Source organism: Nostoc sp. CENA543 (assembly GCF_002896875.1).
Lineage (GTDB): Bacteria > Cyanobacteriota > Cyanobacteriia > Cyanobacteriales > Nostocaceae > Trichormus.
On record NZ_CP023278.1, the window covers coordinates 3736247 to 3759899 of the forward strand.

The 23653-nt window shown below is 38.4% G+C and carries 21 protein-coding genes; 9 read left to right on the top strand and 12 right to left on the bottom strand.

Translation table 11 applies throughout. The annotated features are described in order from the left end of the window. Positions 1 to 19 precede the first annotated feature (19 nt). Positions 20 to 2536, top strand: a complete 2517-nt coding sequence (locus CLI64_RS15425; RefSeq protein WP_103138038.1) for a S8 family peptidase — start codon at positions 20 to 22, stop codon at positions 2534 to 2536. A 211-nt stretch (positions 2537 to 2747) separates the two neighbouring features. Here CLI64_RS15425 and CLI64_RS15430 read toward each other — a convergent pair whose 3' ends face one another. Together CLI64_RS15430 and CLI64_RS15435 are read right to left on the bottom strand one after the other, a co-directional pair. Next, positions 2748 to 3341, bottom strand: a complete 594-nt coding sequence (locus tag CLI64_RS15430; protein WP_103138039.1) for a hypothetical protein — start codon at positions 3339 to 3341, stop codon at positions 2748 to 2750. A 21-nt stretch (positions 3342 to 3362) separates the two neighbouring features. Continuing rightward, positions 3363 to 6395, bottom strand: coding sequence for a dynamin family protein (locus CLI64_RS15435; RefSeq protein ID WP_103138040.1), 3033 nt, complete (start codon positions 6393 to 6395; stop codon positions 3363 to 3365). A 206-nt stretch (positions 6396 to 6601) separates the two neighbouring features. Here CLI64_RS15435 and CLI64_RS15440 point away from each other — a divergent pair, with 206 nt between their 5' ends. Continuing rightward, on the top strand, positions 6602 to 7942 hold the full coding sequence (locus CLI64_RS15440) for a transposase (protein ID WP_103135668.1): 1341 nt from the start codon (positions 6602 to 6604) through the stop codon (positions 7940 to 7942). 180 nt (positions 7943 to 8122) lie between these two features. On the opposite strand, the gene CLI64_RS15445 is transcribed toward CLI64_RS15440, so the two are convergent. From CLI64_RS15445 to hsdR, 8 genes are all read right to left on the bottom strand, one after another. Further along, positions 8123 to 8734 (bottom strand): hypothetical protein, encoded by a 612-nt coding sequence (locus CLI64_RS15445; RefSeq protein ID WP_103138041.1) that lies wholly within the window; start codon positions 8732 to 8734, stop codon positions 8123 to 8125. Continuing rightward, a complete protein-coding gene (locus tag CLI64_RS15450; protein WP_103138042.1) occupies positions 8734 to 9081 on the bottom strand; it encodes an STAS-like domain-containing protein in 348 nt (115 codons plus the stop codon). Before CLI64_RS15450 ends, CLI64_RS15445 begins: the two co-directional genes overlap by 1 nt. A gap of 16 nt (positions 9082 to 9097) precedes the next feature. Further along, the gene (locus CLI64_RS15455) at positions 9098 to 9973 is read right to left on the bottom strand and encodes an ATP-binding protein (protein WP_103138043.1); all 876 of its coding nucleotides are present in this window, start codon (positions 9971 to 9973) and stop codon (positions 9098 to 9100) included. 71 nt (positions 9974 to 10044) lie between these two features. Further along, positions 10045 to 11250: a restriction endonuclease subunit S gene (locus tag CLI64_RS15460; protein ID WP_103138044.1), complete on the bottom strand. Its 1206-nt coding sequence runs from the start codon at positions 11248 to 11250 to the stop codon at positions 10045 to 10047. Continuing rightward, positions 11247 to 13052, bottom strand: a complete 1806-nt coding sequence (locus tag CLI64_RS15465; RefSeq protein ID WP_103138045.1) for an N-6 DNA methylase — start codon at positions 13050 to 13052, stop codon at positions 11247 to 11249. Before CLI64_RS15465 ends, CLI64_RS15460 begins: the two co-directional genes overlap by 4 nt. A gap of 10 nt (positions 13053 to 13062) precedes the next feature. Then, positions 13063 to 13740: a hypothetical protein gene (locus CLI64_RS15470; protein ID WP_103138046.1), complete on the bottom strand. Its 678-nt coding sequence runs from the start codon at positions 13738 to 13740 to the stop codon at positions 13063 to 13065. Then, entirely contained in the window at positions 13740 to 14144 is a 405-nt protein-coding gene (locus CLI64_RS15475) for a hypothetical protein (RefSeq protein WP_103138047.1), read from the bottom strand. Before CLI64_RS15475 ends, CLI64_RS15470 begins: the two co-directional genes overlap by 1 nt. 9 nt (positions 14145 to 14153) lie before the next feature. Next, positions 14154 to 16547, bottom strand: a complete 2394-nt coding sequence (gene hsdR / locus CLI64_RS15480; RefSeq protein WP_103138048.1) for an EcoAI/FtnUII family type I restriction enzme subunit R — start codon at positions 16545 to 16547, stop codon at positions 14154 to 14156. A 271-nt stretch (positions 16548 to 16818) separates the two neighbouring features. Between hsdR and CLI64_RS15485 the strand changes: the two genes are divergently transcribed. After that, on the top strand, positions 16819 to 17157 hold the full coding sequence (locus tag CLI64_RS15485; protein WP_103138049.1) for a hypothetical protein: 339 nt from the start codon (positions 16819 to 16821) through the stop codon (positions 17155 to 17157). 15 nt (positions 17158 to 17172) lie between these two features. Here CLI64_RS15485 and CLI64_RS30825 read toward each other — a convergent pair whose 3' ends face one another. Then, positions 17173 to 17334 carry a hypothetical protein gene (locus CLI64_RS30825; RefSeq protein WP_157943278.1) on the bottom strand — a complete coding sequence of 54 codons (162 nt, stop codon included), beginning with the start codon at positions 17332 to 17334 and terminating at the stop codon, positions 17173 to 17175. Positions 17335 to 17379: 45 nt separating this feature from the next. Between CLI64_RS30825 and CLI64_RS15490 the strand changes: the two genes are divergently transcribed. The 5 genes from CLI64_RS15490 to CLI64_RS15510 all read left to right on the top strand — a co-directional run bounded on the left by CLI64_RS15490 (position 17380) and on the right by CLI64_RS15510 (position 21305). Further along, positions 17380 to 17697, top strand: a complete 318-nt coding sequence (locus CLI64_RS15490; protein WP_103138050.1) for a hypothetical protein — start codon at positions 17380 to 17382, stop codon at positions 17695 to 17697. Between the two features lie 186 nt (positions 17698 to 17883). Continuing rightward, positions 17884 to 18153 (top strand): hypothetical protein, encoded by a 270-nt coding sequence (locus CLI64_RS15495; protein WP_374703937.1) that lies wholly within the window; start codon positions 17884 to 17886, stop codon positions 18151 to 18153. A 128-nt stretch (positions 18154 to 18281) separates the two neighbouring features. Beyond that, the gene (locus CLI64_RS15500; protein WP_225977358.1) at positions 18282 to 18914 is read left to right on the top strand and encodes a DUF262 domain-containing protein; all 633 of its coding nucleotides are present in this window, start codon (positions 18282 to 18284) and stop codon (positions 18912 to 18914) included. Positions 18915 to 19014: 100 nt separating this feature from the next. Further along, positions 19015 to 20322 (top strand): NF041680 family putative transposase, encoded by a 1308-nt coding sequence (locus tag CLI64_RS15505; protein WP_103135335.1) that lies wholly within the window; start codon positions 19015 to 19017, stop codon positions 20320 to 20322. 236 nt (positions 20323 to 20558) lie between these two features. Further along, positions 20559 to 21305, top strand: coding sequence for a hypothetical protein (locus CLI64_RS15510; protein ID WP_225977359.1), 747 nt, complete (start codon positions 20559 to 20561; stop codon positions 21303 to 21305). Between the two features lie 73 nt (positions 21306 to 21378). Here the strand turns inward: CLI64_RS15510 and CLI64_RS31250 are convergent, their stop codons facing one another. After that, positions 21379 to 21540: a hypothetical protein gene (locus CLI64_RS31250; RefSeq protein ID WP_192881541.1), complete on the bottom strand. Its 162-nt coding sequence runs from the start codon at positions 21538 to 21540 to the stop codon at positions 21379 to 21381. Between the two features lie 152 nt (positions 21541 to 21692). On the opposite strand from CLI64_RS31250, the gene cas12k reads away from it, so the two are divergent. Beyond that, positions 21693 to 23600, top strand: a complete 1908-nt coding sequence (gene cas12k, locus CLI64_RS15515) for a type V CRISPR-associated protein Cas12k (protein ID WP_103140752.1) — start codon at positions 21693 to 21695, stop codon at positions 23598 to 23600. Positions 23601 to 23653: the final 53 nt, after the last annotated feature.

Sequence of the window (23653 nt, forward strand, 5' to 3'; positions counted from 1 at the left end):
CTATTTACGTCTAATCACGATGGGTAGTCAGTTTGAACACCTGAAATTACCGAGAATAATAAGCATTGAATTACCTCGGCGATCAACTGGTGGTTTTGGAGGTACAAAACGTACTAATGTCAGTGAACACGGTAAGCTGCTATTAGATCAAATTTCTACCCTAATTGAGCCTGTTAAGCAAAAAACTAGCCCTTTTCGTCTCGACCCAAAACTAATTTTTAAGATAAAAGTTGCTGAAAAACATTCTTTTTCGGACGACTTGGTAACTCAGATAGGACTAAATGTCTTAGCACGAGAACCTAGTAAAGCTATTGTTGTATTTTCATCTGACAATGAGCTAACTGAATTCAAAAAGCGGTTAGAGAGTTACAGCCAGATTAAAGATGGCCCCAAATATGAATACTTAGGGGCAATTGATGAGCTAGTTCCCCTCGAACCACAGGATCGCATTGGTCGTTTGTTACAACTAAAGCCTGTACAACCAGATGAACTTGCAGCCTTAGATTTGGAACTCTGGCATACAGGCTATCCCAAAGAAATGCGAAAGTATTTAGATGGTTTTGCCAAAGATATAGAGGGCTTATCCAGCGATACTGCTCCTATGAGAATGACTGATAGCTACGTTGGCGAATACCTCTGTATTGCTCGAATTAAAGTTACTCAAGAAGTTTTAGAGCTTTTACTAGAATTGCCCATAGTCAAAGAAATTGATCGCCCACCCCAACCTGCTTTTGAAACAACTGCTGACTATAATCTGCCAATTTCTGCTTTTCCCGAAGTTGTTTCCCCACCTGAAGATAATTGCGGTATTCTGGTTATCGACTCTGGTGTACAGCGTGGACATCCTTTAATTGCTCCTGCACTGGGTGAGGCTGAAGTATTTCCAGATGCAAAACGGCAATTCATAAAAGGTGGCCCGGACGATGTACATGGACATGGTACAAGTGTTGCGGGCATTGCTATCTATGGAAATGTTGACAACTGCATTCAACAGCGTTCTTTTGATCCAACAGCTTGGTTATTTTCTGCTCGTGTAACAGATGAGAATAACAAATATGATGAGGATCTTCTTATAGAAACTCAACTTCATGAAGCCATTCGTGCTTTTGTTGAACAGTATCCTAATTGCAAAGTCATAAATATCTCGCTAGGTAACGATGAACAAATTTACCGAGACGGTATGAAGCAGTTTCGATTAGCTGCAAAGATAGATGAAATTGCTTACCAGTACCAAAATAAAAATATTGTTTTTGTGGTTTCAGCAGGGAATACGGAACCACCTCATAAAGAGGCAAAATCAGATGAGCAACTACAGACTGACTACCCAAATTATCTACTGAACGAAGATGCTCGAATTATCGACCCTGCAACTTCAGCAATTGCACTAACTGTAGGTTCTGTATCATTTGGTCGGGGTAGTATTACAGAACCTTCTGATGTTCGTCGTCAGGCGATCGCCAATTTACCAGGATACCCCTCTCCCTTTACGAGAACTGGTTTTGGAGTGGATGGGATGATAAAGCCAGATGTTGTGGACTTTGGCGGAGATGTTGTATTAGACCTCAAATATCGAGAAGGACTGGATTTACCTAAAGCTAAATTGCGACTCCCAGATACCGTAGCTGGTGTTTCTGTTGTTACCCTCTCCAAAGATTTTAATAGTTCTTTATTTCATATCTGTAGTGGTACGAGCTTTGCTGCACCCCGTGTTGCTAACCTTGCTGCTCAACTTTTTACAAAATATCCAGAAGCTAGTTCTAATTTGATTCGGGCCCTTATTGTTAACTCTGCGGTTATTCCCAAGGAAATCCCGCCTGAATTTCAATGTCACAGTCACCAATCTCAGAGTCAAAAGACAAAGCAAATTGAGAACCAACTAGCTATCTATGGTTATGGACAGAGTGATTTGGAACGTGCAATGTATTCTGCTGAGAATTACGTTGTTTTATCAGAAGACAACATTTTAATTCCAGTAGGCAAGTTTCATATTTATGAAATTCCTCAATTACCGCCCGAATTTTTTGAAGTAAAAGGTACTCGCATACTCTCAATCACCTTGGCATTTGACCCACCAACTCGTCCTACTCGTGGAGACTCATATTTGGGAGTCACAATGGAATTCAATCTTTTCAAGGGTCTTGACCATACAAGTATTGTGAATGCTTATGTAGATGCTAGGAAAACAAATGAGCCTGATAAATTTACAGAAATATCTCTAGATATTTTGAAGAAAAATCATGGTTCTGGCATCTCGGTTGATTTATCTCCAGGTTCTAACCTTCGGAAGAAAGGAACGGTACAAAGGGGACAAGTAAAAATATTTCCTCAGTCCACAAAATATGAGCAAGGGAACATGACTCTGGTTGTGAGCTGTAACCGTAAATGGGCAAACCCAGATGAAATAGAAATGCAACGTTATGCCTTAGTTGCTTCAATTAGCCATTCCGATCCTCAAGTGAATTTATACAATCGCATGAGGCTCCAGATTAACCAGAGGAATGAAAGAGAGCAAGAGCGACAAAGAGCAAGAGTTTAATTGATAATGAGGTAGAGTCAGCGCACTATGACTGGATGAAACCAAGCAATTTAAACTTGGTTTGTTTTCATGATGCGATCACGCTTTTCAAGATAAACTTGAAAGCATCAAGCTATATTTCCTAAATTTCTCTTCCTAATATTTGCTGTATCAATAAAGCACATCAAGATATCAGATAAGTATTTTATATAGATTTAACAGATATTTAAACCTATATATCTTCAAAATTTTCTAATAATTTTAACGTATTCACTCCTAATAAATGCTTAAATTCCTCTTTTATAGAAATTACTTTAACTCCGCTTTTAGCAGCTAGCTCTTCAGCTTGGTTAACCAAAAAGTTATTATTATCAATAATAATTTTTTGGTTATATTCAAAATTTTCATATACAATCGACTTAAATTTTTCCTGATCACTTTCATTCAATTCTTTAGCTCTATTTAAAAAATAATTAAGCTGTCTTATCTGCTCATTATTTAAATCACAAATTTCTTTTCTTTTTGCTAATAGCCAATCTCCAATTTGCATATTTAATGCAGCTTCGATTTTCTTGGCTATTATATTTAGCTCAACATCAGTTTTTACAATATTTTGCATAATATCAATAATTCCTTTCATTATCAATAAATTATGCTCTTTAGTCTGTCTATCAATATCTGATGCAATTTGGAGCTTTTCCATTTCTAACCGTGCTTGCTTTTCATATTCAATAATCGCTAACTTTTGTTGTTCGCGATTATTGAATCCGTTTACTAAGCTACTAATAATATCAAGTCCCGTATTGATAATTGGTAAAAACCACATAAATAATGTCCCTACTTTATTTTAATGATTTTTAGTAACTTGAAGTAGTACATCAAGCATATCTAGTCTTTCGTCAACTTCTTCAAGTTCTAACTCTAATTTGACAATTTCGTCTTGAGCATTAAAGCCTATAGTTTTTTGTTTATTAATAGCTTCATCTAAATTTTGAGTTAGCTTTTTAAGTTGACTATTGATTTGATGATTTAAATATATTTTTATTTCATTTATGCCTTCTTCTGTTAATAAGAGTATTTTCTTTTTAGCTTCTTTTATAGCATTTATAATACTTTCTTTCGACGATTTTTGTAGTTGCTCTAAGTTAACAGAATAAATTGTTTTAGGGCTACTACAGCAACCACCCCCAGTATTTCTACTATTATATAAACCTTCTACTTTATCTATTACAGAATCTAATTCAATTTTTGGAAACACAAAATCTTTAGTATTTAGTTCTACATTTAATGTGTCACCTAGTTTTTGATTTAAATCAGTAATGATTTTGTTGGCATGAGTATATGCTTCATCAAAAATTTGTTGACGTTGTACACTAGCAAATATCTTAAGTTCTGCTTCAAACTTTGTAGCCATTTCTCTAGTTGTTTCTGCCAGTAGATCATTATATTGTTTTATTGACTTATTTATTTCATTTTCATCTTGAGTGTTCCCTAAATTTATAATTTTGCCAGCAACATTAATAAGTATTTGAAATTTGTCTTGAAGGCTTTTATCCAAATCTAAAATATTTATAATAAAACCTGTTACAGAACCTAATGATTGTTTAAGTAATTCCCAAAACCCATTAAATTTATTATTAACTTTGGCAGTTTCAAAAATTTTATCTATTAAAATTGATAATTCATCACTAAAATTATTATATTTCTTAATCAATGAACATCGAAACTTTTTTTTAGATATATCTATTTTTTGTTTTAAAACATTTTTATCAGATTCTGCTTCTTCTTTCCATTGCTTAAATTTAATAACTATTTCCTCTAACTCATTTAAAGTTTTTTGAGAATATCCTAAACTTTCTTGTAAAGAACGTTTATAATCTTGAATATATATATTGGCTCTATTAATTGCATCAGTAATTAAGTCTTTAGTTTGATTACTATTTTGCAAATAGCTGATGATAGCATTATCTAATGCTTGAATATTAGAACTTACAAGAACTTGATTTTTCGCTTGAATTACTGATTCAGGTGTCACATCATCTAAATCTAAAAAAGGAGCAAAAAACTTTTGAAACTCTTTTTTTCTTTCTTTATCTGATAAGCCTTGCTCGTCAATTCTATACAATAACGCAGGTTTGGCTGCAACACCTATAATATGCTTGTCAGGAACTTTATAGCCGTAACCGTTTTGAATACGATGGCGAATGTCTTGTAATTTATCTTCTAAAGTTGTACCTTTGTAAGATTCGTGCATATCAATTTTATTGATTACAAAAAAGAATTTTTCATAAAATTCAGGGTTAAATCGTTCTCTTTGTCTTTTAATTTCTTGTAATAATTCATCTTCACCAGAAATATCAAATTTTGTGAAGTCAATCACATATATAACTACATTTGCTTTATCAATAAAATTGTATGTTATCCGTTTATGGTCAGTATGGGCTGCTGAATTAGGCCCTGGTGTATCTACAAGTTGAATACCATCAAGTTTAATGTGGTTTTTGAGATAGCGTATTGGCGTATCTATTTTTAGTTCCTGTACATACTTATTATTAATAAAACTTCCTAATTCTACAGCATCAATATTTTTAATAGATATTAAACTTTCTCTTAAGAGTAGACGAGCTTGATTAGCATGAACATCAAAGTTTTCATCAATTTCTTCAAAAGGATTATTAACATGAGTTATATGCTCAATATCTTGTATAGCTTCTGAGCAATAAACTTCAGCATTTGTAATCAAGCCACTCTCTAGGTATTTTTTTAAATACTTTTTAAAGCTACCTACATCTCTGTAAGAAATCGCTAGAGTTTTATTTTTAACACTGATGTGAGCAACAGTTTCTCCATCACAATGATTTATAAAAGTTAGTCTGCCAGTACAAGATTTTTCTAACGATGGCAGTAGTTCAAAGCCTAATATTGCATTAATTAAGCTTGATTTACCAGCCTTCATTGTTGCAATAAAAGCAATTTGATATGTATTTTCTTCTATCTTATTTAATTCCTTTTGCAATCCATTAGCTGCATCAGTGATTCCTTTTTCGTTCAAAAAGATAATTGTTTTTTTTAGTTCTGTAGCTAAATTAAAACGAACATCATCCCAATTCTGTATATTACTCATGATTTCCTCATTCTTGATTTCTGTGATAATTCTTTGATTACATTTATTAAGCTGTTGGTCTAGATGATTTTCTAAAGTTTTAGATGTAAGTTTTAGTAAGTGTTTTTTATACTGTAAATAATTATCTAATTTATCTAATTCTGCTTGAATATGTTTTTTTGCTAATCTTTCAGTTTTAACAATCCTTGCGTATTTTTCTAAATCTTGATCATTAGGTTGAGATGATGGCTTTAGGCTAATATTAGTCAGCAAACTCAAAATTATAAAGCGTAGTTCTGGATATTGATGAGCTAGTTTTAAAAGTCTTGCTTCAGTTTCTTCCTCAAAAAGTTCCAGATAGCTCCTAATATTACTCAAGGTAGCAGTTTCGCTATTTTCTGTATAAAGATGTTGGTTAATAATTAAATATAAGTCATTGATAAAGAATGCTTTTTTATTTTTTATCTCTAAGATAAAAATATCAATTACTAAATCAAAGACTGTTATTTTTACAGGAATACAGCCAAATTCAGCCATTTCAACTATCAAACTTGTAACTTGCCAAATTTTATTTAGGCAAATATCTATTTCTATCTTACTAATCTTTAAAAAATAGCTAATATTTGCTTTCTTTATTAATTTAGAATTAAGCTGTTGTCTAAAATCTTTTAAGAAATCTTTTAATTGACCTCTATATCTAATTAGTTCATCATGATTACAAGTTAGATAATCAAAAAGCTGTGGGTATTCCTGGGAAATTTTTCCAAGGTTAATCATATAAAGATTATCGCTTCAGGTTATTTTATTGGCATTTACTTTAAATCTTTCCTTATTCTTCCCACTCCTAAACTATAAATAACTACTCTAGAAAAAAACATTTGTTAAGTCAATACCGTTGCCAAAATAAGAGCATGAAGAGGTAGGGCGTTTCGTAGTAGAGTTATTGTCTCTCACAACGACAACTCAAAAACCACTACTCGCCCATGCCCAATATCTTATCACTCCTGCAATGCCTGCTACCGCAAATAAACGCGACAACGATGCGGCAATTGAACCAAATTATCCTGGCAATGTTAGCGATGAGTGGTAGAGTCACGATGTTGGGAATTGCCCGTTGGACAAGTACAGGTGGTAGCTATCGGACAATGGGGAGATTTTTCTCGACAGTAATACCTTGGGCAACATTGTTTTGGCTGTTTTTTCGGAAACATTTGTGGCGAGAGAGGGATGTTTATTTGCTGGCAGGAGATGAAGTTGTAGTTAGTAAATCTGGTAAAGAAACTTACGGGGTAGACAGATTTTTTTCGAGCCTGACTAGTAAACCAATTAATGGTTTATCTTTCTTCGTATTGTCATTAGTAAGTGTGTCAGGAAGACAGTCATTTCCAATTCAGATAGAACAGGTAATCAAAAGTGATACCCAAATAAATAGTACCTTACCAATCAAAAAAAAAGAATCTCAAGAGAAAAGTGGAAGGGGACGACCAAAAGGCAGTAAAAATAAAAACAAAACCGAAGTGATATTAACATCTGAACTATTACTAATCAAAAAGATGATTAACTCACTATTCGAGCTAGTAGCTAACTTTATCCCCTTGACGTACTTGGTAGTAGATGGTCATTTTGGTAACAACAATGCTTTGCAGATGGCACGACAAGTTAAGTTACACATAATTTCCAAGTTGCGCCACGATTCAGCATTATACATCCCTTACGAAAATCCCAACTCGAATAAACGTTCTCGTCGTAAATACGGTGACAAGTTAGACTATCGTAATATACCTGAGAAATATTTGTGTAAAAGTGATATTGAGGATGGCATTCTTTCCTGTATTTATCAAGCTACTCTTCTTCACAAAGAATTTGCTCAGTCTCTGAATGTGGTTATTTTAGTTAAAACTAATCTTAAAACCAATACAAGTAGCCATGTGATTTTATTTTCCAGCGACTTGGATTTGAAGGCTGATAAAATTATTGACTATTACAAGCTGCGTTTCCAAATTGAGTTTAATTTTCGGGATGCCAAGCAATTTTGGGGTTTAGAGGATTTTATGAATCTGAGCCAAACTGCTGTGACTAATGCGGCTAATCTCGCATTCTTTATGGTTAATTTATCTCATCATCTTCTGGCTGATTTTCGTAAACATAATCCTGGTTCTGGCATTATTGACCTGAAAGCTTATTACCGTGGTTTTCGATATGTTCATGAAATTTTAAAAATGCTTCCCGAAAAACCTGAGCCGATTTTATTAGCTCAAATTTTTGCCAAGATTACTTCTTTGGGACGTATTCATCCCATTTCTGGTGGCATTGAACCCTCGTAAATTGGCTAAGGTATTGTTAAGTTAAAATATATTTGAGATCGCACTTCCCAAGCCAAATTCCACCAGTTCAGGCGATCGCCTCCTAAATTGAGCTTGCTACTACCTACTTCACCAATAGACGCTGGTGCAGAGATGGCAGGCTGTAAAAAGCCGATTTAGAAGCTTTAGGTACTTCACTTCTTACCTAACCAAAAGTTTGCCTTGACTTGTTGCAGCAGCGATCGCATTCCTATTTGAAGTAAAAACTTTAATACCAGGGACGGTAAGATAATCACCATCATCGGTAATTATTTGTGTGACTCCAGCTTTGTCCATCGCTTCCAGTATCAGCAAGTCATAACCATCAAGTAATTGTGTTTGAAATCTGGTAAGTGCAGCATTGCTGGTTTCTTCGCTTACCAAAACATCAGTGCATACTGCACTAGATATCACCTGACTCCAAGCTGCTTGAACTTCGGCTACAACTTTTGCTCTTTCTGTTGGGTAGTTATGGCGGTAATCCTTAGATGAAAATCTAGGATTAGGATTAAATATTTGTTTTTCTGTTTGCTCGATTCTGTGAGCTAGTTCTGCTAATGAAAGACCGCAGTATAAAAGCAAGGAGTTAGCAGAAATAGCTTTGGCAATGTAGGAAGGATACTCTGTAATCTGATAAGGACTAGATGAAATGCTGGCATTAGTATAGGTATACCAATACCAGGCATTTGTATCTACTAAGAAAATATCATCATTTTTCGGAGCGTCAGACCGGATATCAACCACTTCAGCCTGAACTGTGTAGTTGATTGGCATTACTGGGTATTTGCTTGTTCGCTGATCACTTGGTCTACTCTACTGCGAAAATCAGGATCGGAGTAATACCGCTTTGAATTTTCGATTACTAGTTTGAGTATTTGCTTACCGACTGTATTGAGATTAGAGAATTTCAGCAGACGATTGAGGGTTTCTGGCTGAATATCCCGAAGTAATTGCCCGATAGCAAAGTTAAAGAACGGAGAAGCAAAAATTTCTACTCCTGCAAAGTCTAGCTCAACTTCATTAAAAGCTAATAATTCTGGATGAACCAAATCGTACACTTTCTGACCATCGTCAGGTGTAATACAGTTTTTGCCTATTAGGGTTAGGATTTGGTGTTTCATAGTCCGCACATCACCCTTAAAACAACGGCTCGTCATCTGGTTCTAGCTCCAAAGCATAATACGATTCGTCGCACAGGAGTGTAATATTTACCAGTGTTCCTCCAAAGAAACTTTGTCTATTTTCGTAAATTTCCTGTTTTTCATCTATTGTCGCACATCCATCATGGCTTAAAATTTGAAGTTTTCCCTTATTTATATGAACAAATTGTTTTAAATAGTCAAGACCAATACCACCCGTTACTTGCCCACCCCTGGTAGTTGTCCCCTTTTGAAAAGCCCATTTTAATGCTTGGTCTGCTGGCAGGTTAGGATTTTTCTGGAAATCCCGCACATTTTGAGGAATTCCTACGCCAAAGTCAACTACTGTGAGTTTAAGTTGTTTTAGGTCAGGATAATGTTGTCCGCAACTAAAGACTCCGATATCTGTCCGTCCATGTTCAAAAGCATTGGCATAAATTTCTAAAACTGTTGCTACAATTAGCTGTTGCAAATTTGGGCTGACATGAACCCAGCCTCTACCAAGCCATTGTTCAGCTAGGTATTGAACCAACTCATCTTTATTTTGCTTTGGATCTTCTCGATATGGGATGGAGTTTCCCTGCCAAGGTTCTATATCCTGGCAAAAGGCATACATAAACCCATTTTGTTGTAGATTTCTCTTGACTTTTTGATGAATGGTATGTTCTAAAAAAGTGACTTTTCTACCTTGTGATTGAATTAAACGAATTAATCCACCTAAAAAAGCTACTGCGTTTGGTCGTAGAAACCAACATTTGGAAAAGTCGAAAATTACTTCTGAGGAATCTTCGTTGACTTGCTGCCAAAGTTGAAACAAGCAATCAAAGTCCTCTAGCTCATCGTTGACAGTCGGAATTTGAAGAGTAAGGCTCACAATTCCCTGTTGAATGCTGCTTTTAAGTCTCGATTTTAGCAGGGTTTGTAAGGATAATTGATGAGTTTTATCTACAATTCTCCTTTAAATGCTTTGTCCAAGATGGAAGGTAGTAGCGCATCAAGTTCTTTTATTGCTTGTTCTCTAAGCCTTTTCATTGTGTCTACTTTGGTTTGTAGTTCATCAAGGTAGGCGACTATGCGATGTTGTTCAGGTAGGGGTGGGACTGGTACAGAAACAGTTTTTAGATTGCCAGCACTAAGTCCAATATTACCTGCGGTTGTTGCACAAAAAGATTCAATAATTTTCCGACATTTTGGACTATTCAATGCGAGACAAGCAAACTCTGGCATTATATTGTTTGTATCTAGTCGAAAACGAATGAGCTTATCTGGGTAAAGATGTTGTCTCCCAGAGTATGCTTTATAAAGTGCAAATTTTCCCGTGTAATGCAAGTTGCCATTATAACGACAAGCTAAAAGATCACCAGGTTCTAGCTTGTATTTGAGCGCATCTTGTTCGCTAACTTCCAAATATTTAACATCTGCTTCATCAATAATGGCATTTGCTTGTGAAGTTGCAGCACTAATACGTAGTATTGGAAGACCTGGAGGTGTCTCTGAAGGACGGGGTGATAAACCATTTAAAGAATTTTCGCGTAACAATTTATTTAAAGGTACTTCTTCCCAATCATCATTATCTAAAATAGTGGCTGTAGACCTTGTTACGAGTGTGGCTGTTTCTTCAAATGCTTTTTGACGTAGCGATCGCACTTCCTCAATTTTCCCCACCAGTTCCTCAATTCGTGCCACAATCCGCCGTTGTTCCTCTAGTAGTGGTAGGCGGATTTTCATTGAGAGAAATTTATCTTCTTTTAGCCGAACCCTATTTGTAGTACCTTCGCTGGCAGCTTTACAAATTTCTATAAAATCTTTTGTTTTACTCATCCAGTCAAGAAACTGTGGCAGAATCTTGTGAATGTTAGGTGTGAAAACAGGAAAATCATTAGTAACAACAGCACCATCAAGAGAGTTTGGAATAATACCAAAAGCACCATGACGAGCATCAATTCGGGACAATATAAACTGCCCATGATGCACTTTTAATCTTTTTGTAGCAGCAATTTCTGCTCCGCTTACTTCATTACGTTCTACAACACCTTTACCCCAAATTTTGACAGTTACCTGTTTATATTTTTCTGTAGGGTTAATGTCTATCCATTCCTCCGATTTTGTGAGAATTTCTCTAAGCGGCACTAAAGATAAATCTTTACTCATTCTGCTCTTACCAATAACTGCCGAATTTCTAACATGATCTCAGCCACTCGCTTATCCTTTTCCAAAATATCTGCCACTAACTGCTCAGTTGGTAAATGCTCAAAATCTTGCTTACTATTTGGATTTTTTCGGTCTAAATTATAAATTGCCCAGTAAATAGCATCTCCTTTAGCCTTCTCATCTTTCGCAATCTCGCGCTGACTTTGCTCTTCAGTGTGAGCCTGTTTTACCTCATCCTTAATTAACTTAATCTGACTATTAATCTGTGCAACTTCTTTTGGTGGCGAAAAGTCCAAAATTGAATTTTGTAAACTTTGGATTTTTTCAGTTAATTCTTTCACTGTCTTTGCAAGCTGATTAGCAGCTTCCTCTGCTTTTTTCGCTGCATTCCAATGAGGTGTAGCTTCTTTTATCGCCTGATTATAAGCTTGCCTAAAGTTATACTTCCAAGCTTGTTCATTCTCTTCTCGATTTTTCCACCATGCTACACATTCAGCAAAATCTTCATCCTGTATGGGCTTAGTCTTGGTGTAAGTTTTCCGTCCTTCTGGTAAAGGCAACTCATAGTACCAAATCTCATTCGTTTGCCCAGAACGGTCGAAAAATAACAAATTTGTGGGAATGCTGGTATAAGGCGCAAACACCCCATTAGGTAAACGGACAATGGTATGCAGATTAAAATTATTTAGCAAATCTTCCTTAATTTTGGTGCAAATATTATCGCTACCAAATAGCACCCCATTGGGAAATACTACTGCTGCGCGTCCTGGTTTGGGTCTTTGTCTGAGACGACGCATAATCAACTGAAGGAATAACAATGCTGTTTCTTTGGTTTTCCTATCTGGGGGAAAGTTTTTTTGAATTCTGTCTTCCTCCTCACCCCCAAACGGCGGGTTAGTGAGAATGATGTCCACCCAGTCTTTTTCACCCATTTCGGCAATAGTAAACCGCAGACTATTACCATCATCAATATCGGGATATTCAAACCCATGTAACAGCAAACTCATGTGCGCTAACATCAAAGGCAAGGATTTCGCCTCAGCACCAATAATGCTTTTTTGAAGTATCTGCCAATCTTGTGCGCTACACTGTTTTTTCAGGTATTCATACGCCTCTACCAAAAAGCCACCTGTTCCGCAAGCGGGGTCAAAAATGGTTTCTCCCAATTGCGGTTCCATCACCTGGACAATAAACCGCACTACCGGACGGGGGGTGTAAAATTCTCCCGAATCTCCCGCAGCGTCGCGCATTTCTTTCAGCATCGACTCATAAAGAGTGCTGAGGAGGTTCACCTCTTCTGATTTATCAAAGTGAATCTCATTTACTTTATTCAGCACATCCCAAAGCAAAGTCCCGCTAGTCATGCGGTTGTTGACATCTTTGAATACTTTGGCGATGACATCAGCACGATCGCGTCCAGTTTTGCTTTTAAGATTCCGCAAATAGGCGAGTAACCCTGCACCTTTCGTGCCATCTGGTAAAATTGCCTCATCATTGTTGATGAAACTTTTCAGGCGATCGCCCGTAAAATTTTCATTAGCAGCCCAATCTCGCCAGCGATAAGGCGGTTGAATTGTTGGTTTATAGGAAATTCCTTCTAACTCTGCTTCCACCTCATGCAGTTTTTCAGAATCATCCAAAAGTTTCAAAAACATGATCCAGGTCAACTGCGGGAGACGGTCTAATTCGCCATTCAATCCCTTATCCGTCCGCATGATGTCACGCGCTGACTTAATCACGCTTCCCAGCTTTTGGGCTGTAGTTACGGGTTTATCGTTTTGTTTGGTAGTGCGTTTGGGCATAAATTAAGAATTAGTATCTTGCTTTAAAATCTTGAAAATTGACTTGAAAAGCATACATAAGTTTATTCAGATTATTAGTTTTACCTGGAACTATATAATGTGCCCATTTGTGAGGCTTATTAGCTAATAATTTGATTACATTCTTGGAAGTACTATTTGAAACAAAATAGCAATCGCCTTCTAGTCTGGTTAATGTAGAGTTCAACCCAATAAAAGAACGAGCTAAATCCAAAGGTAAATCTGAACTGTAGTGCTTACATTCTGCCACAATAAGCACTTTAGATGAACGAGGTTGTTCTCTCTTTCTTCGGCATCTCGAAGCTTCTTCCCGATAAAGAACACATACATCACATTCTTGGGCGACTTGAGCTTGTCCTTTGACTTTGATTCCAATATGCGCTTCTAGTAAGGGTTTATTATTGCCAAAATTAAGCACTGCATGAGTAAATCTTTGAGTATCCCCATATATTTGTCCTGGGCTTTGGCGGAAAGTTAAAGAATTAGTGATTCTACCATAAATGTCTTCGTAATAAACTCTTGCACCTTCATTTTGGGCTGCTCTAATAATTATGCTAAATATATAAAACTCAAACAAATCCGATGTTGCATTAGATGTATTTGCACCAAAATTGACTGCATTTCCTAATCTGTTTCTAATACCTTTTATTAAAGAGTAATTAATAGACACTAGAATTCAACCTCAAATCGCAAATTGTTTAAAAAATCTCCCAGTTGCCTTGCAGAAGATAGCCTTTCCTCTATTTGTCCAGGAGCAAATACAAACAATTCTTCTCCTCGTTCATCTGAAGGATAAAATCTGATTTCTGGAATCAGCTCATGAACAGATAAAAATCTACTAATTTCAGCCGCTATCTCTACATTATTTACGACAGCTTGCTCAACAGCATTAATCAAAAGTAGAAGTTGCTCTTGAGCAGAATATTCTTCTGTTCTATTTATTCCTTCATTCTCTTCAAGATTCTTGCCTTCACGAATAGTCTGGGCAACTTGTTCTGCAACCCATTCAAGATTAAACTCATATAAAATTTGCTCTAATTCCCTATAAGCAATAAAACAGTCTTCTTCGTCCACAAATTACTCCTAAGCTGAATACAATAAGTTTTGCAAGTGTTTTACTGCTTCCCTAAGTTGCTGAACTCCACCAAACTTTTGAGCAATTTCAGCCACATTTCCATATTTATCAAATTCGCGGTTAGCCTTAAATGTAGTTGGAACATTAAACTCTTCAACTCCTTTTTCTGCATACTTGTCCAAAAGTATCTCTAAAATTGCCCTAGCATCCTCCCCATATTGCTCAAAAAAATCAGTCTTGCGACGACGCAACCTTTCAGCCCGTTGCTTGCAAGTCAGCACAGGAGCATCAAAGGCAATATGACATAGTAAATCAAAAGGGTCTGCTTCGGAAAGATTAGTAACCTGTTTTAACTCATCAAAATCAATTCCCCTGTCTGCCAATAACTCAATAATCTCGGAACGCTGTTCTGGATCTGCCCAGCGTTGCTGTATTTCTAGAGTGGAACGATACAGGATGCGGACTTGTTCTCTGGTGTAGTCAATTAATCGAGACAAGCGCAGTTGATTGTCTGGGTTTAAATCATAAATTCTTTCTTCAACAATTTCTTCGCTTCCCCCATCGGCGTAATATTTCCGAGGTGGTGCATCATCATCATCTGGGAGTCCCCAAAATCCAGACTTATCGTCATCATCTTCCAAATCTTCTGCTTCGTCTTCTAACTCTGCTGATTCCAGTTCCTCCTCATGTTCAGAGAGAATTTCCCCCTGATCATCCATCTCTGATTCATTAATGAGGGCGGGTTCTCCGTCAAAATCTCTATCCTCAAACAATACTGTGCTGTTGGTGTAATCCAGTATATTAAAGGACAGCTTACCCCGTTCTTCTCGCACACGAGTTCCCCGTCCAATAATCTGCTTAAAGTCTGTCATTGAACGAATTACACGGGCAAGCACAACATTTTTACAGGTGGGAACATCTACCCCTGTTGTTAGTAACCTAGCAGTTACAGCAATAACGTGAGTTTCATTTAAGACATCTTTAAAGTTGTAGAGATGTCCCTTACCCACATCACCAGCATCAGAGGTAATACGAGTTATGTAGTTAGGATTTGTTCTGGTGATGTCGCTGTTGAGGTTGCGTAATTCCTTGATCATTGCCTTAACGTGCGGTTCGTCCACACAAAAGACAATGGTTTTGGCATAGCGATCGCTGCTTTTGAGAAAATCAGTAATATGTTGGGCGATCGCCTTTGTCCGTGCTTCTCTCACCAATTTGCGCTCAAAGTCCGGTGTCAGATAAACTTCATTAGGAATTGTTCTGCCATAGCGGTCAATTTGTCCAGCACTAGGTCGCCATCCTTCCCGGTCAGAACGGGTAAGAACCCGATAAACTCGATAGGGAGCTAAGAAACCATCATCAATCCCTTGTTTGAGAGAATAGGTGTAAAGGGGATTGCCAAAGTAGCGATAGGTATCAACGTTATCATCCCGTAGCGGTGTCGCTGTCAGTCCCAACTGATACGCAGGTTCAAAATGTTCTAGAATTTGTCGCCAGTTACTTTCATCCCTAGCACTACCTCGGTGGCACTCATCAATAATAATCAAGTCAAAATAATCAGGACTGTATTCCCTGTAAAGTCCAAAGCTATCTTCTCTATCACCAATAGCTTGATAAATTGCAAAGTAAAGGTCTCGTCCTTTTTTCACTTCCCCCTGAATTTTGTGTATTTTCTGCTGATTGAAGGCAGAAAAATCCTTATTCATCGGGTCATCTACCAACACATTCCGATCTGCCAAAAACAGAATTCTAGGGGAACGAGATTCTCCAAAAGCATTCCACTCCAAACTTGACAGTTTCCAAGCGATTTGGAAAGCAACAGTAGTTTTACCTGTTCCCGTCGCCAATGTCAGCAGTAGACGATTTTGACCTTTGAAAATCGCCGCTAGTGCTGCATTAATGGCGTTTCGTTGATAATAACGCAGTGGTTTATCTGCCGTTGGGTAAAAGGAAGTTAGCAGTTTTTCGGCTATGTCCTCTCTAATTTGTTCTTTACCTTCACCTGTTAACCGTTGCCAAAGTTGATCAGGACTGGGAAAGGAGTCCATGACATCAGACTGCTTACCCGTGATGAAGTCATACTCCACAATCCCTTCACCATTAGTAGAGTAAGCAAACTTTACGTTGAGAATTTGGGCATAGGCGATCGCCTGTTCTAGTCCCTCATCAGGAGTTTCATATTTCCTTTTTGCCTCTACTACTGCCAAGGGAAACTCGCCGTTATACAGTAGTAAATAATCTGCAAATTTCCGTTTACCACGAGGCTGACGCTTGTTTTTGGGGCGAATCTTGCCATCAGTGAAGTAATACTGCTCAGTATAATCGTGTGGTTCTTGCTCCCACCCCGCATCTCTTAATTTTGGTTCAACATATTTACGGCAGGTATTAGCTTCATTGCTCATAGCTAGACAAGTTACCAGTTACTTTTATAACTTAGCAGCTAGTCACCTCTACGCACAAGCAAATAAAGTTACTTTTATCCACCTATTCACCAAAATGTCAATACTCTTGAGCGATAATTACTGATTGCATTTTACTCTTGAGTGAAACGGCAAAAACATTGTGGAATAATCCTTATTTGGATTTTATTTGTAGACAACTTTTCAATTAGCGTTAATTTTGGCAAGAATCTGGGCTTCCTAAGTATAGATATGATTTTAGGATGTATTTAGAATGACTAATACTCAGAAAAAGCCTGTGGAATCGGTTCCCGCCAAGCAAAGCAATCCAGCAGTTGAAGAATTAGTCGCTTTGCGCCAAGAACTTACTGAATTGAGAAAAGATGTTGCTGCTGCAAGAAAGCGTCTCTGGTTGGATGTAGCGTCTGGTGTCGCGGCGGCATTAATTGTTTTGGGGATACTTGCTACTATGCTTGGCGAGATTGTTAAAACAGTTTCCGCTCATGCTGAACGTGAAAGGATTAACAAGGTTATGGAAGAATCTCGCGCTCGTACTGAAAAACTGCGTCAACAGATGTGTGCGATCGATCCCAGCCTGGATGAGTGCAAATAGACATTTCTCCTCTGCTTATGCTTCATCTGCATGAGAGTTATTATCTTTTGTTAAAGAAATAAAAGATTTAACTAAAGTAACAATTGGTACAGGAGTAAATCTCAAAGACTGCCCTAGAGAACAAATCATACAACAAGCAGTTTTATCAATAGCGATCGCCTGATTTTCTACACACATCGTGACTCATAATATTTTTACAATAGTCACGAATCGTGAGTTTTAGTGTCTTTGAAAACAAAAAGGCTAATAGACAATAACCCCCAGACCAATGAATATAGAATCGATGCGCTCAGTGAGAAGCCTTTGGAGCCTTTGGAATATTGTCAACGATGGCTTGAAATGTCCCCTGATGAACGGGGATACAGAAAAGCCTGTATTGCTGCTCTAGCTGAAGCAACAGGCTTAAGTGAAAGGACTATAGGGAATTGGGGTCAAAACTTTGAGAGGCGACCTAACTATGTAGTGCATATATTACGCATGGCAGATATGCTGAACCAAATTAGAAAAATAGTCCTACCTCCTGATTATCCTCAAAAATAATTTAGTCGTGATTCGTGACTAAAATGCTTGTAATGTGAGCCGATATTTTTTAACTTGAGTTGAGCAAGCAGAAGATATTTGAGCTAACCAGTTACTCTCACTAATCCTCTGCTTACTTAATCTGATTCAGCAAAACAGAAGATGCAGACTGGGAGCGACTCCCATCAGAATAATCATCGAATTGATATGCTCCGTCAGTTGCCCCTCGAACCGATGGAGTATTGTCGCCGTTGGGTTAGTCAAGAACCAGGGCGCAATTATCGCAAAGCCTGCATCAATGCGATCGCCCAAGTTACAGGTACTAGCCCAAAAACTGTTAAGGACTGGGGGACTGACTTTCGCCGACGACCGAAATATGTTACTCGCATATTACGGCAAGCAGACCTAATTAACCAATTTAGGCAGCTTGTTACCAAAGGAATTGTGACTTTACCTCCAGACTTTCCTCAAGAATAAGCAAAAGCGATCGCTACTCACGACCAATTGCCCTAAAAACCCCTTGTATTAACAACAAGGGGAATCTTAGGCTGAGGTACATAGGTACTAACGCATCCGTATTGATGACAACAATGGCAGAACACCAAATGAACTCTATCTCTACCTTTGACATCACTAAGTATTTTCTCCTTGATGTCCTGAAAGATATTAAAACTGGACGCATCCAACTTCCAGATTTTCAAAGAGATTGGGTTTGGGATGATACTCATGTGCGTCGTTTAATTGCCAGCGTATCTCTTGCTTATCCCATTGGTGCAGTCATGATGCTGCAACAAAGCATTCAAAGCCGACAATTCAAACCCCGTTTAGTTGATGGGGTATTAAAACCAGAAAATTATACGCCAAACTTATTAATCCTTGATGGACAGCAACGCCTGACAACCATGTTTATGGTGTTCCTCTCTGAGCAACCTGTCATCATCAAAGATCAGAAAAGCCAAAAAATGATTAAAAAGTGGTACTACCTGGATATTAAAAAATGCCTCAACCCAGAATGCGATCGCCGTAATGCGATCATGTCCTTACCTGAATCCAAAATTGCACGAACCTTCACGGGTGGTTTGATTGACTGTTCCGCACCAGAAAAAGAATATCAGGCACTATTGTTTCCTTTATCAAAAGTTTTCTGTTTTTCTGAATGGCGGAGTAAATTTTCTAAGTATTGGCAATACGATCCTCAAAAACTGGAGCTAATTGACACCTTGGAACCTGGAGTTTAGACTAGTTCCCGGTGCGACAACGAAAAATAAGGGGTGTGCTTGAACACAGTCCCCTATTAGCAGAAGCTGAGAGAAGAACCACCAACTCTCATCTGCCAATATGAACCGTGCCAAATTAGAGGAATTTCGTCAAGCAGCGTATAACTATCTAGGTAGAGCGCATGATGCAACATTTGAACTGATGGATGCAATATTGCTAACTCGGAACGCTTACAGTTTGGCAGATTTATCACTATCACCAGCATTTAGACGCAAGTGGTCAAGTATTTATGAAGCGTTACAAGATAGCAGGCCACAGCGACAAAAATTGATGCAGTTATACATCAAACAGATGCCACACCAGGGTCGTCCGTTGTTGGCTGGCGACCATACAGCTTGGCCAAGGCCAGATGCGGTAACGCTACAGGAAAGGACAATTGAACACAGCAGTGTCTCAATGGGAGGTGACAAACCAATCACCATTGGTCAGGGCTATAGCACCATTGCTTGGATACCGGAGAGTTCGGGCAGTTGGGCATTACCATTGAGACACGAGCGAATTACCAGTTGGGAAAGCCCAATCCAGAAAGCAGCATGGCAATTACAACAAGTTTGTGAAAATTTACCTACCAGACCAATTTCGGTTTGGGATAGTGAGTACGGGTGCGCTCCTTTCGTTTTGAAGACGAGTAATATTAAAGCAGACATTTTGGTACGTTTGCGTTCAAATCTTTGTTTATGGGGCGCACCACCACCATATTCTGGCAAGGGACGACCGAGAAAACATGGTGATAAATTTAAGTTGAATGATGCTTCGACATGGACTCAAGCCATTCAAACTATAGAAGTAAATCATCCAAAACTAGGACGTATCAAGGTGAGCTTGTGGTCAAATTTTCATTTTCGGAAAGCCGCTACACGTCCGATGTCCTTGATTCGGGTTGAGCGTCTTGATGAGCTTGGCAACTTGCGGGTGTCAAAACCTTTGTGGTTGGCTTGGCTGGGAGAACAAATGCCGCCTTTAGAAGAAGTTTGGCAACTCTACTTGCGGCGTTTTACTGTTGACCACTGGTATCGCTTTTTGAAGCAACGCTTACACTGGACTCTTCCCAAGCTACGTACCCCTAAGCAATGTGAGCGTTGGAGTGACTTAATGCCCATCATGACTTGGGAATTGTGGTTAGCCCGTGATATCGTTGCAGACAACCCTTTACCTTGGCAAAAGTTATTAGTTAGTTTGACTCCAGGTAGGGTTGCTCAGGCGATGGGAAGTATTTTAGCGACGATTGGTACTCCTGCCCGTCCGCCCAAACCTCGCGGAAAGTCCCCTGGCTGGAAGACTGGACAACCCCGACAACGTAGAATTCGCTATCCTGTTGTTAGAAAAACTACAACTAAGCCACGTAAGCAACAATCAGAATCTGCTTAAGATTGTCGATTTTTATGTCTAATGCCTATTTATTTTCAACTCAGCCTTCCTGGGTCATTTTTTGCTGCTTAGTCTAAACTCCAGTTAATTGCGATCGCTCTGAAGTTCTCAAACTCACCAAAGAAGAATATCAAAAATGGGCTGATCCAATTTCCAGGGGTTTTGAAGAATCTGCTCGTTTCCTTCATGGTCAAAAAATCTTTGATGCAGACGATTTAGCTTACCCCATCCAATTAGTGATTCTGAGTACCATTTTTACCATTCTCGGAGAGCGTTCCCGTTCTTTGCAAGCACGTTCTATGCTGGAACGCTGGTTATGGTGTGGGATGTTTGGTGAAGTATATACACGTTGGTATGAAGCACGAGCCGGACGAGACGTGATAGAAGTACCAGACTGGTTAGCAGGTGGCTCACTGCCGCTTACCATTGTGCAAGCAGATTTTTCTTTTGATAGGTTGATTAGCGTTAGAAAACGTTACGGTGCAGTCTATCAAGGATTAGCTGCTTTAGTACGACGTGAGGGGGCAATTGATTGGTGTACTGGGGAAGAAATCAATGATGTGATTTATTTTGAAGAACAGATAGATTCGCACCATATCTTCCCTGTGGCATGGTGTCGCAAAAAAGGCATTGAACCCAAAAAATATAACTGCTTGATTAACCGTACACCTTTAAGTGCCAAAACCAACAAAAAAATTGGGAGTAAAGCACCTTCTCTTTATTTAGAGGAGTTTGAACTTTCTGGGACATCAGCCAAAAGACTGGATGAAATACTGCGATCGCACGCTATATCCCCAAAAACTTTGCGAAGAGATGACTTTGAAGCCTTTTTCCAGATGCGAGCAAACAATTTGCTGACGCTAATTGGCAAGGCTATGGGCAAGAGTTTAAGTTTTGAATCCTCAGAGGATTTTGTTCGAGATTGTCATAACGGGAATGGCAGAGAGTATAAGTTGCATCCCGAAATTATCACTAACTATTAAGTCATCAGGCTCAGAATAGCCTACTTTACACCCTCTCTATAGGACTTTGTGGCCAACATATTTCTCAATTCTCCTAACTTTGTTTGTCTGAGGATTCTTTCTTTTTTAACCAATCTCTAATTGCCTCCTCTAAAGCCGCAGTCTGTGTTACTTCCAGACGCGCACAGGCGATTTCAAACGCGATTTTTAAGTCTTTAGGGAGTCTCCCCCGAACTTCTCTAGTTTCTTCTGCCATCCTAATTTGAAGTCAAAGTTTGCGGCTTTCATTTTTACACAGCCTCTGAGTAAAAAAACATTTGCGCTATTGCGTCATTGCGCTATTGCGGTATAATGCAAAAACAACAAAAACCTCGTCAGTTCCATCGAATCTACAAAGCGGAGGACACCATGAGCATTATTACAATTCAATGCCGCCTGGTTGCAGAAGAAGAAACCCTCCGCAAACTCTGGGAACTGATGACTGACAAAAACACACCACTTATAAATGAACTGTTGGCACAGGTAGGACAACACCCAGACTTTGAAAATTGGCTAGAAAAAGGCAAAATACCTACTGAATTACTCAAAACACTTGTTAACTCCCTCAAAACTCAAGAGCGTTTTTCTGGTCAACCTGGACGCTTTTACACCTCAGCGATCGCTCTAGTAGATTATGTATATAAATCTTGGTTCGCCTTACAAAAACGAAAAAAGCGGCAAATAGAAGGGAAAGAACGTTGGCTGACAATTCTCAAAAGTGATCTACAACTCGAACAAGAAAGCCAATGTAGCTTAAACGCAATTCGTACTAAAGCCAACGAAATCCTTACTAAACTTACTCCCCAGTCCGAGCAGAATAAAAACCAGAGAAAGAGCAAAAGAACTAAAAAATCTGCAAAGTTACAAAAATCTTCACTTTTCCAAATTCTTTTAAACACTTACGAAGAAACACAAGACGCTCTTACTCGTTGTGCGATCGCATATCTGCTCAAAAATAATTGTCAAATTAGTGAACTCGACGAAGATTTAGAAGCATTTACTCGACATAAGCGCAAAAAAGAAATAGAAATTCAGCGATTGAAAGACCAACTTCAAAGTCGCATACCTAAAGGTAGAGATTTAACAGGGGAAGAGTGGTTCAAGATTTTAGAAATTGCTACAGGCAATGTACCTCAAAATGAAAATGAAGCAAAAGCTTGGCAAGCAGCACTTTTAAGAAAATCTGCTGATGTCCCCTTTCCTGTGGCTTACGGATCTGGCGAAGATATGACATGGTTGCAAAATGACAAAGGTCGTCTCTTCGTTCGATTCAATGGTTTGGGAAAGCTGACCTTTGAGATTTACTGCGATAAGCGTCATTTGCATTACTTTAAACGCTTCCTAGAAGATCAAGAAATTAAACGCAATAGTAAAGATGAATACTCAAGCAGTTTGTTCACTCTCCGTTCGGGAAGGCTTGTTTGGTTGCCAAGAGAAAAAAAAGGTGAAGCCTGGAAAGTAAATCAACTTAATCTTTTCTGTGCTTTAGATACTCGGACGTTGACTAATGAAGGAACTCAACAGGTAATTCTTGAGAAAAGCGCAAAAATTACCAAAAAGCTAACTAAAGCAAAACAGAAAGATGACCTGAATGATAAACAACAAGCTTTTATTACTCGTCAGCAATCCACGCTAGATATGATTAATAACCCTTTCCCTCGTCCCACTAAACCTAATTATCAAGGTCAACCCTCAATCTCAGTTGGTGTTAGTTTGGGTCTAGAAAAGCCAGTAACATTAGCTGTAGTAGATGTTGTTAAAAATGAAGTTTTAGCCTATCGCAGTGTCAAACAACTACTTGGCAAAAACTACAACCTTCTCAATCGCCAGCGACAACAACAGCAACGCCTATCTCACGAACGCCACAAAGCTCAGAAACGAAATGCGCCAAACTCCTTTGGTGAATCAGAGCTAGGACAATATGTGGATAGATTATTGGCTGATGGGATTGTGGCGATCGCCAAAACCTATCAAGCAAGCAGCATAGTTATTCCAAAACTCCGCGATATGCGTGAGCAAATCAGTAGTGAAATTCAATCCAGAGCAGAAAAGAAATGTCCTGGTTACAAGGAAGCTCAACAAAAATACGCCAAAGAGTACCGCATGAGTGTTCATCGCTGGAGTTACGGTCGATTAATTGAAAGTATTAAATCCCAAGCTTCAAAAGCCGGAATTTCTACTGAAATTGGTACACAGCCAATCAGAGGTAGTCCACAAGAAAAAGCGCGAGATTTAGCCGTCTTTGCATACCAAGAACGTCAAGCCGCTTTAATTTAATTCACTAATCCGAACCTTGAAAATATAATATTTTTATAACAGTGCCGCAGTTC

What these genes read in the sequence shown, in the direction of transcription:
- CLI64_RS15465 (WP_103138045.1), bottom strand. Translation starts at nt 13,052, where the DNA reads ATGCCCAAACGCACTACCAAACAAAACGATAAACCCGTAACTACAGCC.
- CLI64_RS30825 (WP_157943278.1), bottom strand. Translation starts at nt 17,334, where the DNA reads ATGTGTGTAGAAAATCAGGCGATCGCTATTGATAAAACTGCTTGTTGT.
- CLI64_RS15430 (WP_103138039.1), bottom strand. Translation starts at nt 3,341, where the DNA reads ATGTGGTTTTTACCAATTATCAATACGGGACTTGATATTATTAGTAGC.
- CLI64_RS15460 (WP_103138044.1), bottom strand. Translation starts at nt 11,250, where the DNA reads ATGAGTAAAGATTTATCTTTAGTGCCGCTTAGAGAAATTCTCACAAAA.
- hsdR (WP_103138048.1), bottom strand. Translation starts at nt 16,547, where the DNA reads ATGAGCAATGAAGCTAATACCTGCCGTAAATATGTTGAACCAAAATTA.
- cas12k (WP_103140752.1), top strand. Translation starts at nt 21,693, where the DNA reads ATGAGCATTATTACAATTCAATGCCGCCTGGTTGCAGAAGAAGAAACC.
- CLI64_RS15450 (WP_103138042.1), bottom strand. Translation starts at nt 9,081, where the DNA reads ATGAAACACCAAATCCTAACCCTAATAGGCAAAAACTGTATTACACCT.
- CLI64_RS15445 (WP_103138041.1), bottom strand. Translation starts at nt 8,734, where the DNA reads ATGCCAATCAACTACACAGTTCAGGCTGAAGTGGTTGATATCCGGTCT.
- CLI64_RS15500 (WP_225977358.1), top strand. Translation starts at nt 18,282, where the DNA reads ATGAACTCTATCTCTACCTTTGACATCACTAAGTATTTTCTCCTTGAT.
- CLI64_RS15440 (WP_103135668.1), top strand. Translation starts at nt 6,602, where the DNA reads ATGCCCAATATCTTATCACTCCTGCAATGCCTGCTACCGCAAATAAAC.
- CLI64_RS15505 (WP_103135335.1), top strand. Translation starts at nt 19,015, where the DNA reads ATGAACCGTGCCAAATTAGAGGAATTTCGTCAAGCAGCGTATAACTAT.
- CLI64_RS31250 (WP_192881541.1), bottom strand. Translation starts at nt 21,540, where the DNA reads ATGGCAGAAGAAACTAGAGAAGTTCGGGGGAGACTCCCTAAAGACTTA.
- CLI64_RS15485 (WP_103138049.1), top strand. Translation starts at nt 16,819, where the DNA reads ATGACTAATACTCAGAAAAAGCCTGTGGAATCGGTTCCCGCCAAGCAA.
- CLI64_RS15435 (WP_103138040.1), bottom strand. Translation starts at nt 6,395, where the DNA reads ATGATTAACCTTGGAAAAATTTCCCAGGAATACCCACAGCTTTTTGAT.
- CLI64_RS15495 (WP_374703937.1), top strand. Translation starts at nt 17,884, where the DNA reads ATGCTCCGTCAGTTGCCCCTCGAACCGATGGAGTATTGTCGCCGTTGG.
- CLI64_RS15425 (WP_103138038.1), top strand. Translation starts at nt 20, where the DNA reads ATGGGTAGTCAGTTTGAACACCTGAAATTACCGAGAATAATAAGCATT.